Annotated in this window: 14 protein-coding genes and 1 pseudogene; 7 read left to right on the forward strand and 8 right to left on the reverse strand. The window is 67.3% G+C overall.

All coding sequences use genetic code 11. The annotated features are described in order from the left end of the window. Positions 1-4: 4 nt before the first annotated feature. From SNAS_RS20685 to SNAS_RS20695, 3 genes are read right to left on the reverse strand one after another with little or no spacing between them, the layout of a single operon-like run. On the reverse strand, positions 5-1,078 hold the full coding sequence (locus SNAS_RS20685) for a hypothetical protein (RefSeq protein WP_013019414.1): 1,074 nt from the start codon (positions 1,076-1,078) through the stop codon (positions 5-7). Then, positions 1,071-1,511, reverse strand: a complete 441-nt coding sequence (locus tag SNAS_RS20690; protein ID WP_013019415.1) for a hypothetical protein — start codon at positions 1,509-1,511, stop codon at positions 1,071-1,073. Before SNAS_RS20690 ends, SNAS_RS20685 begins: the two co-directional genes overlap by 8 nt. A 12-nt stretch (positions 1,512-1,523) precedes the next feature. Further along, positions 1,524-2,069, reverse strand: a complete 546-nt coding sequence (locus SNAS_RS20695) for a hypothetical protein (RefSeq protein WP_013019416.1) — start codon at positions 2,067-2,069, stop codon at positions 1,524-1,526. Positions 2,070-2,215: 146 nt separating this feature from the next. Between SNAS_RS20695 and SNAS_RS20700 the strand changes: the two genes are divergently transcribed. Together SNAS_RS20700 and SNAS_RS20705 are read left to right on the forward strand one after the other, a co-directional pair. After that, entirely contained in the window at positions 2,216-3,055 is an 840-nt protein-coding gene (locus SNAS_RS20700; RefSeq protein WP_013019417.1) for a class I SAM-dependent methyltransferase, read from the forward strand. Between the two features lie 169 nt (positions 3,056-3,224). Continuing rightward, positions 3,225-3,440, forward strand: coding sequence for a hypothetical protein (locus tag SNAS_RS20705; protein ID WP_013019418.1), 216 nt, complete (start codon positions 3,225-3,227; stop codon positions 3,438-3,440). A gap of 105 nt (positions 3,441-3,545) precedes the next feature. On the opposite strand, the gene SNAS_RS20710 is transcribed toward SNAS_RS20705, so the two are convergent. After that, the gene (locus tag SNAS_RS20710; RefSeq protein ID WP_013019419.1) at positions 3,546-3,881 is read right to left on the reverse strand and encodes a hypothetical protein; all 336 of its coding nucleotides are present in this window, start codon (positions 3,879-3,881) and stop codon (positions 3,546-3,548) included. 222 nt (positions 3,882-4,103) lie between these two features. Here SNAS_RS20710 and lpdA point away from each other — a divergent pair, with 222 nt between their 5' ends. Both lpdA and sucB read left to right on the forward strand, forming a co-directional pair. After that, positions 4,104-5,489, forward strand: a complete 1,386-nt coding sequence (gene lpdA / locus SNAS_RS20715) for a dihydrolipoyl dehydrogenase (protein WP_013019420.1) — start codon at positions 4,104-4,106, stop codon at positions 5,487-5,489. A 22-nt stretch (positions 5,490-5,511) separates the two neighbouring features. Beyond that, positions 5,512-7,263: a 2-oxoglutarate dehydrogenase, E2 component, dihydrolipoamide succinyltransferase gene (sucB, locus tag SNAS_RS20720; protein WP_013019421.1), complete on the forward strand. Its 1,752-nt coding sequence runs from the start codon at positions 5,512-5,514 to the stop codon at positions 7,261-7,263. 47 nt (positions 7,264-7,310) lie between these two features. Here sucB and SNAS_RS20725 read toward each other — a convergent pair whose 3' ends face one another. Then, on the reverse strand, positions 7,311-7,517 hold the full coding sequence (locus SNAS_RS20725) for a hypothetical protein (protein WP_013019422.1): 207 nt from the start codon (positions 7,515-7,517) through the stop codon (positions 7,311-7,313). A gap of 76 nt (positions 7,518-7,593) precedes the next feature. Here SNAS_RS20725 and SNAS_RS20730 point away from each other — a divergent pair, with 76 nt between their 5' ends. Together SNAS_RS20730 and SNAS_RS20735 are read left to right on the forward strand one after the other, a co-directional pair. Continuing rightward, positions 7,594-8,577 carry a magnesium and cobalt transport protein CorA gene (locus tag SNAS_RS20730; RefSeq protein WP_013019423.1) on the forward strand — a complete coding sequence of 328 codons (984 nt, stop codon included), beginning with the start codon at positions 7,594-7,596 and terminating at the stop codon, positions 8,575-8,577. 27 nt (positions 8,578-8,604) lie between these two features. After that, positions 8,605-9,483 (forward strand): TIGR01777 family oxidoreductase, encoded by an 879-nt coding sequence (locus SNAS_RS20735; protein WP_013019424.1) that lies wholly within the window; start codon positions 8,605-8,607, stop codon positions 9,481-9,483. On the opposite strand, the gene SNAS_RS20740 is transcribed toward SNAS_RS20735, so the two are convergent. The 3 genes and pseudogenes from SNAS_RS20740 to SNAS_RS20750 form a co-directional block, all read right to left on the reverse strand. Continuing rightward, a complete protein-coding gene (locus SNAS_RS20740) occupies positions 9,476-10,480 on the reverse strand; it encodes an LLM class flavin-dependent oxidoreductase (RefSeq protein WP_013019425.1) in 1,005 nt (334 codons plus the stop codon). The two genes, SNAS_RS20735 and SNAS_RS20740, sit on opposite strands and share 8 nt — an antisense overlap. A 12-nt stretch (positions 10,481-10,492) precedes the next feature. Next, complete coding sequence (locus tag SNAS_RS20745; protein WP_013019426.1) at positions 10,493-11,050, reverse strand: TIGR03086 family metal-binding protein; 558 nt, start codon at positions 11,048-11,050, stop codon at positions 10,493-10,495. A gap of 88 nt (positions 11,051-11,138) precedes the next feature. Then, a pseudogene (locus tag SNAS_RS20750) lies at positions 11,139-11,348 on the reverse strand (VOC family protein); the annotation flags it as partial. A gap of 44 nt (positions 11,349-11,392) precedes the next feature. On the opposite strand from SNAS_RS20750, the gene SNAS_RS20755 reads away from it, so the two are divergent. Beyond that, the gene (locus SNAS_RS20755) at positions 11,393-12,913 is read left to right on the forward strand and encodes a recombinase family protein (protein WP_013019427.1); all 1,521 of its coding nucleotides are present in this window, start codon (positions 11,393-11,395) and stop codon (positions 12,911-12,913) included. The last annotated feature ends 551 nt before the right edge of the window (positions 12,914-13,464 follow it).

Raw genomic sequence — 13,464 nt, forward strand, 5'->3', positions numbered from 1 at the left:
TCGGCTAGCCGGTGGCGGTTTTCTTCTCCGGCGGCACGAAGACGCTGCCTTCGAAATTGTCGGGCGGGTCGTCGCCGACGTAGCTGCCCCGATCGCCGCCGCCGCCGTCCGTGCCGTCCTCGGAGCCGAACTGCACCAGTCCCGCGGTGAGTTCCTCGCCGGTGGCGGTGAATACCTTGGGCTGCTGCGGAAGCAACGCGGTGTGGTCGTCGGTGTTTCCCGAGGTCTGCGGGAAGACCTCCTCCTCCGACTTCTTGAGCGCGTCCAGCAGGTAGCCCTCCTCCTCGAAGATGCGTTTGGCGGACGCGTCGAGCGCGTCGCGAACGTTGTTCATGACCTCCTCGACGGTGTCGCCGCCCAGCGGCACCTCCTCGCCCTTCTCGACGAACGGACCCCCCAGCACCGACCCGGCGATGACGGCGGCGTTGGCCAGTTGAACGGCCAACGGCGCGGACGCCACCCCCAGCGCCGGTCCGGCCAGAGTGCCCGCCGCGATCAACACCGCGAGGGCGATCATCAGGTCCTTGCCGTTGGAGTCGTTGATCGCGTCGATCGCCTCAACGCCCTTTTCGGCGATGTTGAGCGCGTCCTGCCGCCCGGATTCGTAGATGCTCTTCATCTTCTCGGCGTGGTCGCGCAGATAGGACGCCAACTTGCCGTGGTTGGCGGCGATGATCGGCATCGGGCCGAGGAACTTCTCGTTGAAGTTCGTCGACAGCGCGCCCTCCCATTGGGCCATGTAGTTCGCCGAGGTCTCGATCATGCCGAGATCGGGGTCTCCGAAGGAGTCCTCCTCCTGGCCGAAGGCGGCCTCGATGGCCTTGATCTTGTCGATGAGCGGATCGAAGTCGCGTGGAAACGGCTTGAGGGTTTCCCGGAAACGATCGACCACCCAGGACAGTTTCTCCCGGATCTCGTCGTCGGTGGGGCCGTCGTTGAAGATGAGGACCTCCGGGTTGTTCTGGTTGGCGTGCACGCCGTTGGCCTCGTCGCGCTCGTAGACGGCCTTGTCGTAGGCCTTGTCGTGCAGTTCCTGGGCCTTGTCGATGATCGCCTCGTCGGTGATGTTGTCAGTCACGGTCGTACCAACCCTCCGGGGTCGTCCAGTTGGGAGCTTCGATCCGACCCGGCAGCTCGTCACCGGTCAGCTCGTCTTCTTTGTCGTGCAGGTTGGGGTTGTCGAGAATCTCGTTCAGTTCCTCGCCGACGGCGTTGAGCCCCTTCGCGTTGTCGCCGTCGACGTACCGGTACTCGTCCACGGCCTTGTTGATGCCCTGGGCGGCGATGCGGAACGTCACGGAGGTGCCGAACAGCGCGCTCTCGAGTTCCGAGCAGATGGTCGCCCACCACGGGTGGCACCGACCGAACTTCTGGTCGTCGGGGACGTCGATCTCGTGGGTCGCGTTGGCCTGCTTGGTATAAACCCTCTCCACTATGGGCAGGGTTATGTTGGCGACTCTCCACAGTGAGTACAGGTCGCCTCCGGTGACCTTTCGGGTGATGTCGTTCATGAGTCAGTCTCCTCAGTGCCGGGGTTGACGTTCACGGCGTTTGGACGCGAAGCTGAGGCCGTAGTGCTCGGCCCGCAGGGCGGCCATCTTGGATCGGTAGTCGCGCCACAGCGCGTCGAAGGCGCTGAGGCATTCGGAAGCGAACTCGGCCGCGGTGAGTTCGCCGAGCGTGCCGTCGCGGATGACGACGTGCCAACTGAGCATGCCGGTGTTCTCGATGTAGACCCGGCCACCGGCGGACATGCCGCTGGCGGCCGTCGCGCGCTGTGCTTCCCGGTAGCGGCGGCGGTTGGCGTCCCACAGGTGCCGTTCGTCCTTGACGGGATGTCCGACGACCTCGCTGACGGCGGCGTCGTACTCACGCTGGTAGCCGGTCCACAGCAGCGTCGCCAGCCGCGCCAGCTGGTGTTCGAGGGTGTGCTGCCGGTACTGCTCGTAGGCGTCGCCGCGGAACTCCAGGGTCAGTTCGCCGCGCCGCCGGTACCGGCCCTCGATGTTCCCGTCCGGCGACGACACGGTGATGTCCATGTTGTCGAGCCGGTCGGCCATGACGCTCATGTTTCTCCTCTCGAGGCATTCCCACCGAAACGGGCTTTTGTTTCGGCCCGCTTGTTTTTGGTTATGTGAGAAATCTAACCCGAGAACCACCGATCCGCAAGCGGTAAGCTCCCAGGAGTCAGCTGCTCCTTAGCTCGGGAGGTTCGATGTCCAACGACGGTTTCGTGTGGTCGGCCGAGGCCTCCGACCTGGCCAAGGCCGCGCAGAGCGACGGCGAGTTCTACCGGCTCATGGCCGCCGAACTGCTGCGACCCGACGACCGGCTGGCCGTCGACTTCGGTTGCGGGGGCGGCGGAATGGCCCTGGCGCTGCGCGACCGTGCCGCCGAGACCGGACAGGCCACCCGCGTCGTGGGCCTGGACGCCCACGAGGAGGTCTTCACGACCGTCGCCGCCGACAACCCCGACCTCGGCTTCGCCGTCGCGTCGTTCGAGGACTCCCCCGAGCAGTTGCGCGCCGCCGCCGGTGGCGCCCCCGACCTGGTGTGGGCGCGCGGCGCCCTGCACCACGCCGACGACGAGCAGGTCGCCCTGCGCACCCTCGCCGAAGTGCTGGCCGACGGCGGCGTCATCGCGCTGGCCGAGGGCGGCACCACCGCCGCCTGCCTGCCCAACTACCTGGGCATCGGCAAGCCCGGCCTCGACAAGCGGCTCAACGCCGCCGCCGACGAGGCCGCCCGCCGCCGGATGGCCGACCTCAAACCCATGCCCTACGGCTGGCTCACCGGGCTGCGCAACGCGGGTTTCATCGACGTGACCACCCGCAACATCCTGTTCGACAAGCCCGCCCCACTCGAGGGCGCCGACCTCGACCACGTGCTCCGCAAGTTCGCCAAACAGATCGAGTGGTCCGAGGACCTGCTGTCGCCCGAGGACCTGGAGTGCTGGCGGCGACTGCTGGACCCCGACGACCCCGTCTGGCTGGGACTGCGCGACGACCTGTTCTACCTCGCGGCCCAAAGCGTCCATATCGGCCGAAAGCCTTAGCACCGGTCAATTGCCGTTTGGCCGCCCAAGTGGCTCTGCTATCGTCCTATGCATGTGGATGATCTGAGCGCGACTCGCCGCTGTCAGCGGCCACGTGTATTCCCACCCGTTTCTTTCGGGCACACCGAACACGGACGCGCCCGATCCAGTCTTAAGAGGAGACGATCCCATGCCGGAAGACCACAAGGCTCCGCTCGATCACGAGCAGGAAAACACCGAAGAAGTTCCCGAACCCACCAACCGGGCCGAGCGCCGTGCCATGAAGAAGGGCAAGGGCCGCAACAAGGTCAAGGGAGTCGGTATCGGCAGCTCCCAGTCGGGCTTCCATCCCAAGGATGTCAAGACCGCTGGTCACAAGGAGTTCACCAACCGCAAGACCGGTTGACGAGACGATCCGCGAAGGCGGGGTGGCCCGATCGGGCCACCCCGCCTTCGGCGTGGGCATTGGTCAGCGGGAACACACCGAACTCCCGCCGGGACGAGCGCGGCCTCAGCGTGGGGTGCTGCGGCCTTCCTTGAGCTTGCGTTGCCGGGCGTTGTAGTCACGCATACGCTGCGGATATCCCACCTTCGCGACCTCGTAGACCGGGATGCCCAGCCGGTCGCCCAGGCTGAACGCCGCCTCGGTGCCGTCAACCCGGCGTCGGGTCCACTCACCGTCGTGGGCGATGAGCATGACTGTCGTCTCGGTCATGTTGGTACGCGGTTCCACATAGGCTTCGACACCCTGGCGAGTGGCGTGGAACTGTTCCAGGTGCGAGGTGTCCATTCGTTCGGCACCCCGATCCGAGGTACCGGTCCGCTTCTTGCGGCGAAACCATGACAACGGCGATCACCTCCGCTGAAATGTCGTGGTGAGGCTCAAGTCTACGACCCGTGTCATATCCATCGATGTGTCTGGACCCACAAGACCGGGTCTCACGTCTTCGAACACGGCGAGGTTGAATAGGGAGGCGCACATGCACAGGGTCTGGCCACGAACCGGGCCCGGCGGGTGCGAGGATGAACCGATTGTCGAACCTTAAGACCATTAGGACTGGGAGTTTTCGTGAGCGACCCGAACGCGGGCTACGACGTCGTAATCCTGGGTAGCGGCAGCGCCGGTTATGCCTGCGCCCTGCGGGCAGCCCAACTCGACTTGAGCGTCGCCATCATCGAGAAGGACAAGCTGGGGGGCACCTGCCTGCACACCGGCTGCATACCGACCAAGGCGCTGCTGCACGCCGGCGAGGTCGCCGACTCGGCCCGGCACGGCGAGGAGTTCGGGGTCAAGACCGAGGGCGTCTCCATCGACATGGCCGGTGTCAACGCCTACAAGGACGGCGTGGTCGCCAAGATGTACAAGGGCCTGCAGGGCCTCATCAAGGCCAGCAAGGTCACCGTCATCGAGGGCTCCGGCAAGCTGGTCGGCCCCAACACCGTCGAGGTCAACGGGGAACGCGTCACCGGACGCAACATCGTGCTGGCCACCGGCTCGTACTCCAAGTCGCTGCCCGGCCTCGACGTCGACGGCACCAAGGTGATCACCTCCGAGCACGCGCTCCGCCTCGACAAGGTTCCCTCCAGCGCCATCGTGCTGGGCGGCGGCGTCATCGGCGTCGAGTTCGCCAGCGCCTGGAAGTCGCTGGGCGCCGATGTCACCATTGTGGAGGCTCTGCCCCGTCTGGTGGCCGCCGAGGACGCCGACTCGTCGAAGATGCTGGAGCGGGCCTTCCGCAAGCGCGGCATCAAGTTCAAGACCGGCAAGGGCTTCGAGTCGCTCAAGGAGACCGCCGGGGGCGTGTCGGTCACGATCGCGGGCGGCGAGACCATCGACGCCGAGCTGCTGCTGGTGGCCGTCGGCCGCGGCCCCTCCACCGCCGGCCTGGGCTACGACGAGCAGGGCGTGTCCATGGACCGCGGCTTCGTCCTGGTCAACGAGCACCTGCAGACCAACCTGCCGGGCGTGTACGCCATCGGCGACATCGTCCCGGGTGTGCAGCTGGCGCACCGCGGCTTCGGGCACGGCATCTTCGTCGCCGAGCACATCGCGGGCCTGAACCCGCGTCCCATCGACGAGGCCGGGATCCCGAAGGTGACCTACAGCGAGCCGCAGGTGGCCTCGGTGGGCTACTCCGAGGAAGCCGCCAAGGAGAAGTTCGGCGCCGACGTCGTGGTGTCGTACAACTACAACCTCGGCGGCAACGGCAAGAGCAACATCCTCAAGACCCAGGGCTTCGTCAAGCTCGTCAGCGTCAAGGACGGACCGGTCGTGGGTGTCCACATGGTCGGCGCCAACATGGGTGAGCAGATCGGTGAGGCGCAGCTGATCTACAACTGGGAGGCCTTCCCGTCGGACGTCGCCCAGCTGATCCACATGCACCCGACCCAGAACGAGGCTCTCGGCGAGGCGCACCTGGCTCTCGCGGGCAAGCCACTGCACGCACACGCCTAACTGATCACAGGAGCTTGAAGAAATGCCGGTATCGGTAACCATGCCCGCCCTCGGCGAAAGCGTCACGGAGGGCACCATCACGCAATGGCTGAAGAAGGAAGGCGACACCGTCGAGGTCGACGAGCCGCTGCTGGAGGTGTCGACCGACAAGGTGGACACCGAGATCCCGTCCCCGGCCGCGGGTGTGCTCACCCGCATCGTGGCCGCCGAGGATGAGACCGTCGAGGTCGGCGCCGAGCTGGCCGTGATCGGCGAGAGCGGCGACGCCCCGGCGCAGTCCTCCGAACCCGAGGGCGGCCAGCAGCCGCAGGCCGAGGAGCCGGAGGAGGAGCCGCTGCCGCCGCAGTCGCAGGAGGAGTCCCCGGCCCCGGCCGACCAGCCGCCCGCGAACCAGCCGCAGGCGTCGGCGCCCGCCGCCAGCGGTTCCGGTACCGAGGTGCCGATGCCCGCGCTGGGCGAGTCGGTCACCGAGGGCACCATCACCCGCTGGCTCAAGGCCGTCGGCGACACCGTCGAGGTCGACGAGCCGCTGGTCGAGGTGTCGACCGACAAGGTGGACACCGAGATCCCGTCGCCGGTGGCGGGCACGCTGCTGGAGATCAAGGTCGCCGAGGACGAGACCGCCGACGTCGGCGCCGCGCTGGCCGTGGTGGGCGAGTCGGGCGGGGCGGCTCCGGCCGCCGAGTCCAAGCCCGCTCCCGCTCCCGAGGCCGCCAAACCGGCTCCGGCCCCGGAGTCGAAACCAGCCCCCGCGCCGCAGGCTCCGGCCCCGCAGGCCGCTCCGGCTGCCGAGTCGAAGCCCGCCGCGGCCCCGGCCGCTCCGGCCGCCGACACCTCCGGCGTGTACGTGACGCCGCTGGTGCGCAAGCTGGCCGCCGAGAAGGACGTGGACCTGTCCAAGGTCACCGGTACCGGTGTCGGCGGACGCATCCGCAAGCAGGACGTGCTGGCCGCGGCCGAGGCCGCCGCTCCGGCACCCGCGCCCGAGCCCGCCAAGGCGGCCGCGGCGGCACCGGCGGCCAAGTCCGCCGCGCCACTGGAGCCCAGCCCGCTGCGGGGCCGCACCGAGAAGATGTCGCGACTGCGCAAGCTGATCGCCAAGAACACCTTCGACGCGCTGCACACCCAGGCGCAGCTGACGACGGTGATCGAAGTGGACGTCACGAAGATCGCGCACCTGCGCGCCGCCACCAAGGACGCGTTCCTCAAGCGGCACGGCGTGAAGCTGTCCTTCCTGCCGTTCTTCGCGATGGCCGCCGTCGAGGCGCTCCAGGTGTACCCGCAGGTCAACGCCAGCATCGACATGGAAGCCGGGACCATCACCTACCCCGAGGCCGAGAACCTCGGCATGGCGGTGGACACCGACAAGGGCCTGATCGCCCCGGTCATCCACAATGCCGGTGACCTGAACCTGGGTGGGCTGGCCCGGCGCATCGCCGACCTGGCGCAGCGCACCCGGGACAACAAGCTGACGCCGGACGACATCGCGGGCGGCACGTTCACGCTGACCAACACCGGTTCGCGGGGCGCGCTGTTCGACACGCCGATCGTCAACGCGCCGCAGTCGGCGATGCTGGGCACCGGTGCCGTCGTCAAGCGTCCGGTCGTGGTCAACGACCCGGAGCTCGGCGAGGTCATCGCGCCCCGGTCCATGATGTACCTGGCGTTGTCCTACGACCACCGCATCATCGACGGTGCCGACGCCGCGCGCTACCTGACCGCGGTCAAGCAGCGCCTGGAAGAGGGCAACTTCGAGGCCCAGCTGGGTCTGTAACAACTGATCGACTCCCGCCCGGGACGCCGCTGGTGTCCCGGGCGTCGTCATGTCCGCTTCGGGCGGCGGAGCCTGCCGTTGCCGAGGCATTCCTCGCAGCGTCCGGCCGCCAGCAGCGTCGCGACCTGCCCGGAGCGCAGGTGCCCGCGCAGCGGCCCGATGGCCATGTGCGGCATGTAGTTGACGCCCTTTCCCGCGCATCCGGGGCACGGCAGCGGGATGTACGACTCGTCTCTGCCGCCTGGCTCGGTCATAGCGGGTCACACTCCCTGCGCCCCACCGGGTGCGTCCGGGTGGCGCCGTGTCAGGTGTGGCGTCTAAGGTTCCACCGTGACCCCCACAACGTTGACGTGCGGTCCCGGCCGGCTCGAGGAATCCGAGGCCGAGCTGGAAGCCGCGCTGCGCGAAGCGACGGAGACTCCCGACGGATTTATGTGGATCGATCTCAGCTCGCCGTCGCGAGAAGAGTTCGAAACGATAACACGCCGATTGCGTCTGGAAGGGCTTGACTACGACGAGTTGCTGCGGCATCGGGCGCGGCACGCGGTCGACCGCAGCGGGGGCATGCGGATCTTCGCGTTCAAGGCGCTGGAGCGTCGCAAGACCGAGTCCGACACCGAGTCGAGCCTGAGCACGAACCAGATCGTCCTGTGTGTCACCGAGGGTCTGGTCCTGACGATCCACGACGGCGCCGACGCGCTGTTCGCCGAGGTGCGGCACCACATCCGCTCCGACATCGGTTGCCTGGAGGCGGGGCCGTTCGCGATCGCCCACGTGGTGTGCGACGAGGTCATCGCCGAGTACGACCGGATCGCCCACGAGATCGAGTCCGACATCATCGAGGTCGAGCATGAGGTCTTCGACCGCGAGACGCCCGACCCGCTGGAGGCGATCTACACGCTCAAGCGGGAGGTGCTGTTCTTCCGGCGGGTGGAGGACCCGCTGCATCCGGTGGTGACCGACCTGGCCCGGGGACGCATCGAGATCAACAAGCACGTGCGGGAGCGGTTCCAGCAGTCGCTGCATTCGCTGGATCGTGTCGACACCACCATCGACTCGTTGAACGAGCTCATCACCGGGATCCTGCAGGCGCACCTGGCGCAGGTGGCGTCGCAGCAGAACAGCGACATGCGCAAGATCTCGTCGCTGGCGGCGCTCATCGCGGTGCCGACCATGATCGCCGGTATCTACGGGATGAACTTCACCCACATGCCGGAGCTGAAGTGGGTGGTGGGGTATCCCGGCGCCATCGTGTTGATGGCCGTGGCCTGCTTCATCGTCTACCGGATGCTGAAGAAGAGCGGTTGGTTGTAAAAGTACGGTTCGTGCCAGGATGAGCGTATGCGCATCGTTCTGGCCGGAGCTTCGGGTTTTCTGGGCCGCCATCTCGCGAAGAAGTTGACCGCCGACGGGCATCGGGTGGATCGGTTGGTGCGGCGCGAACCCGTCGGTGACCACGAGTACCCATGGGACCCGTACGTGCCCAGTCTGGACCTGAGCCTGTTCGAGGGCGCCGACGCCGTGGTCAATGTGGGCGGTGCCGGGGTGGCCGACAAGCGGTGGAGCCCGGCGTACAAGAAACTGATCCGCCGCAGCCGGGTCGTCCCGACGACGGTCCTGGCCGAGACCGTCGCCGAGACCGGGGTTCCGTTGCTGGTCAACGCATCCGCTATCGGCTGGTACGAGCGCGGCTCCACGCTCGTCGACGAGTCGGAGCCGCACGCGTCCGGTTTCCTGGGCGAGACCTGCGCGGCCTGGGAGCGGTCCACCGAGGCGGCCAGCCAGGCGGGGGCCCGGGTGGTGCGGCTGCGCACCGCCCACGTCCTGTCGGCGGACTCGGTGATGATCAAACGGCTGCTGCCGGTGTTCAAGCTGGGCATCGGCGGCAAGTTCGGTTCCGGCCGGCAGTACTTCCCGTGGATCTCGCTGCCGGACTGGCTGGGCGCGCTTGGGTTCCTCCTTGACTCCAAAGTCGATGGGCCGGTCAACATGATCGCGCCGACGCCGATAACCAACGCCGAGTTCACCCGTGCGCTCGGCAAGGCCGTCAGGCGTCCGGCGGTGTTCACGGTGCCCGGTTTCGCGCTGCGGGTGGCGGCCGGAGAGGCCGCCCAGGAGCTGCTGAGCGGATCGAAGGTCAAGCCGAAGGTGTTGCAGGACAACGGCTACGAGTTCCAGCACCCGACGATCGACGAGTGCCTGAAAGCGGTGCTCAAGTAGGGCTATTGGCTGAGGCCAGCGCGGTTCCCAGTCGCGTTATGTTGTCGCGCACGGCTTCGGTCTCGGCTCGGCCCTCGACCAGCAGCAGTGCCCGCGAGATGCCGGTGGCCTTCACGGACGCGGCCAGCCGTTCGGCACTGTCGTCGGGCGGCCCCACGAGGTGGTTGTCGATCAGCCGGTCCACATAGGCTTCCTGGTCGCTGCTGCCTCGGCTGCCGTCCAGCCGCAGATAGTCCCCCACGCCCACGGACAGCCAGTGGGTCAACGGTTCCCGCAGTTCGCGGCGGCCGGACTCGCGGCTGTCGGCGGCGTAGGCCAGGTAGACCGCCGCGTGTTCGGCCGCCGCCGGGTCGTGGCCCGCGGCTGCGGCGACCTCGGCCCAACGGCGGGTCATGGCGGCCTTGTCCTCGTCGGTGGCGTGCACTCCCAACAGCAGCGACAGGCCGCGCTCGGCGGCGACGTCCACTGTGTTGCGCGAGGTGGCGGCCACCCACATCGGTGGCGGTTTCGGCGGCGGCGCGGTGACCGTGACCGGCCGGAACCGGGTGAACTCGCCGTCGGACGCGGCCGTCGTCGCGCCGGACAGCCAGTGCCGCACGATGTCCAGCGACTCGGTGAAGCCGCGTTCGAACCGTTCGGCGCCGGTGCCGAACACCTCCAGGTCCACCCAGGGCCCGCCGCGCGCCACGCCGAGCAGGAACCGGCCGTCCGACAGACCGTCCAGCATGGCCGCCTCCTCGGCCAGCGCCACCGGGTTGCGGTTGGACAGCACGCAGGCGGCCGAACCGACCCGCAGGGTCTCGGTGCGGGCCAGGATGTGCGCGGCCAGCAGCGGCACCGACGGGCAGGCTCCGTAGCGGATGAAATGGTGCTCGGCCAGCCATACCGCGTCGAAACCGGCGGCTTCGGCGCTGTGGGCGTAGTCGGCGAGGACGGCGGGAACCCGGTGGGGGGCACGGTGCACCGCGTCCCCCACCAGAAACAGATCAAGCTTCATCGTTTAGGGAGACTACGGTTTCCAGGCCGGGTCCCTTCCCACCAGCCCCACGAGTCGGTCGATCACGGGGGCGGTCTCGGGCACCGCGACCGGTTCGCCGACCTGTCCGGCCTGCCGGGCCGTCTCGGCGAAGCCGAGCGCGATCTCGTACACGGCCTCGACCAGCGCCGGGTCGGCCCGGAACTCCTGGCCGGTGGCGCGGGCCAGGTCCCAGCCGTGGACGGTCAGGTCGAACACCGGCAGCCGCGCCAGCAGTTCCCGGGGGAAGCCCGGCACCGAGCCCTCTCCTTCGAGCGCCTCCGGACGTGACCACTCCCGCGACACCGCCGCGACCTCGGTCGCGAACCGCGCTCGCCAGTCGTCGCCGGTGATGTGCTCGCGCGAGTCGTCGAAGTCCATCGGCTCGAAGCGCGCGGTCCGCTGGAACGCCACCACCACCTCGTACAGGTGGTTGAGCAGGGCGCGCACGTCGAACTCAGCGCACGGGGTCGGCCCGGCCAGTTGTTCGTCGGTGATGTTGCCGACCAGCGGAACCGTCAGCGCGGCGGCCTTGGCGTACAGGTCTCTCATATGGGGTGTTCCTCCAGGCTCGGACGCGGGGCACGAGTCACACCCTATGGGCGGGCACCGACAGCGGTTCGCCGACGACGACCTCGGCTCAGGTCGCGGCGCGTTCGGCGTCGCTGCGTTCGATACAGAACTCGTTGCCCTCGGGGTCCAGCATCGTCACGAAGCCCAGGACGCCGTCGGCGGCGCGGTGGTCGGCGAACACGGTGGCGCCGAGCTTCAGCAGCCGCTCCACCTCGTCGTCCCTTGTGGTGTCGGGACCGAGGTCGAGGTGAACCCGGTTCTTGACGGACTTTCCTTCACTAAAGATTGGTGAAACAAGAACCGCTAGATAGCGTTGTTGACATGGATAAATGGCTGGCTTTGTATTGCCGCGCAAGCCAAGACAAGCGCGGATTTAGAGAGTCCGTTGGGGACCAAGAGACATGGGGGCGCGCTTATGGCGCAAAACACTTCCCCGACTTGCCTATCAAGGTCTACATAGACAATGACTTGTCGGCTGCCGATCCGACGGTGTTCCGTCCGGACTTCGAGCGGCTGCGTGAGGACGTGCGAATGGGACACGTGGCGCAAATCTGGTCGGTCGAGCAATACCGGCTGGTGCGCCAAGAGGTCGAGTGGTTCTCATTCGCGGCCGAACTTGTCGAGGCGGACATTATTCGCCTTCACACCGACCGCGACGGCGTGATCCTGGTCGACGACGACGTCGCCGGAATCAAGGCGGTACTCGGCGGCGGCGAGGTGCGTCGCCAGAAGAAGCGCCTAAAGAGCCGCCAGGACGCACAAGCCGCGAAGGGGTGGCCCGCCGGGTCGCGGCCGTTCGGCTACGTTCACGCGCGCGTCAAGGGCGAGCGGACATACAAGGTGGTGCCCGAACAGGCCGAGGCTCTGCGGTGGGCGGCTGGGGCCGTAGTCGACGGGTGGTCGCTAACGAACATCGCCGCCGAGTTGACCGCGCGTGGATTCGAGGGTGCGCACCGCAAGCACGTCAAGGACGAACACGGCGACGACGTGCTCGACGAGGACGGTAACCCGGTGACCCTGCCAACGGTCATCAATGCCGCGTCCGTCAAGCGGATGGTCTCGAATCCGTCGGTGGCCGGGTGGCGGGTGCATCGGGGCCAGATTTCCGGGCGTGGCAACTGGGAGCCGATTCTCACCGAGAGTTTGTGGCAGCAGGTACGCACGAAGTTGTCGGCGCCGCGCACGGTGCGCACCAAGGCGGGCAAGCAGTACCCAGTAAAAACCACCCGCCCGGGTGGGACGGCGCGTCGCTATGAGTTGTCCGGCGGCACGATCACGTGCGGCAAATGCGAGGCGCCGCTTGTGGGCAGCCTCAAGCAATTGCGCAACAAGAAGGGCGTGCGCTCGGTACCGTACTACTTCTGTCACCCAATGAACGGGGGACGCTCGTGCATGGGAATCATGGCCAAACTGACCGAGAAATACGTCGCCGCTCGGCTGATAAAGGAACTGAACAAGCCCGCAGTCAAGGCCGCCTTGGCCAAGGACAACCACGCCGAGAAACGCGATGAGTTGACCGCCGAGCTAGTGCGCATCGATGGCCAGCGCCCGAAATTGGCTAAGGCGTGGGCGGCCGATGCGCTGTCCGATGCCGAGTGGCTCGCCGCTCGCGAAGAACTCGATGAGCGCGAGGCGGCGGCGCGGGCCGAACTGGTCGCGCTTCCGGCGCCGACCCGCCGCGTCGATCCCGCGCTCATCGCCGACGGTTGGGACGAGATGACCCTCGACGAGCGCCGCGAAATCATATCGATGTTCGTCGAGAACGTGACGATTCTTCCGGCACGACCAGGCTTGCAGCGGTTCGACTCCGACCGCGTCAAGATCAAGTGGAGAGAGCTTTAGGGACTGTTAGACTGGCGGCTCTACAGGATTCCGAGCCGCCAGTCTTGAGACTCCCTAACTGGCCGAGATGGCCAAGGCCGGGACGGTAGGGACGAACGGGAACGGTCGCCGCCGATGGTGGCGGCGACCCCGCCACCGCGATGTGTGGCGGCAATGGGCGAGACGCCGAACCGAGCGGAGCCGATCAGACCGACGATCGGCTCGCTTGTGCTTGGTGTCCGCCCGAATCGCGAAGGAATCCGCGATGTCTGCCGTATCCCCAAAACCACGACGCCGCACCCGCGCTATTGACGACCCGGTGAAGCTGGCCGAGGCTGGCCGCATTCTTCGGCACGCCCTCAACCGCCGCCGCTCATTCCCGGCCGAAGTCGACCCAGCATCGGCACGGGTGGCCGACAGCGACTAAACACATATCAACACCCGCCCGTGCATTCTCAAGACGCGCACTTACCCTCTGTGATCTTGTCGGGTTATTGACAAATCATTGACGGATCTCTCACGCGCGTTATCATCTTTCAACTTCGCCGGGGGGTGCGTGAATTCACCGGTTT

The organism is Stackebrandtia nassauensis DSM 44728 (assembly GCF_000024545.1).
GTDB lineage: Bacteria > Actinomycetota > Actinomycetes > Mycobacteriales > Micromonosporaceae > Stackebrandtia > Stackebrandtia nassauensis.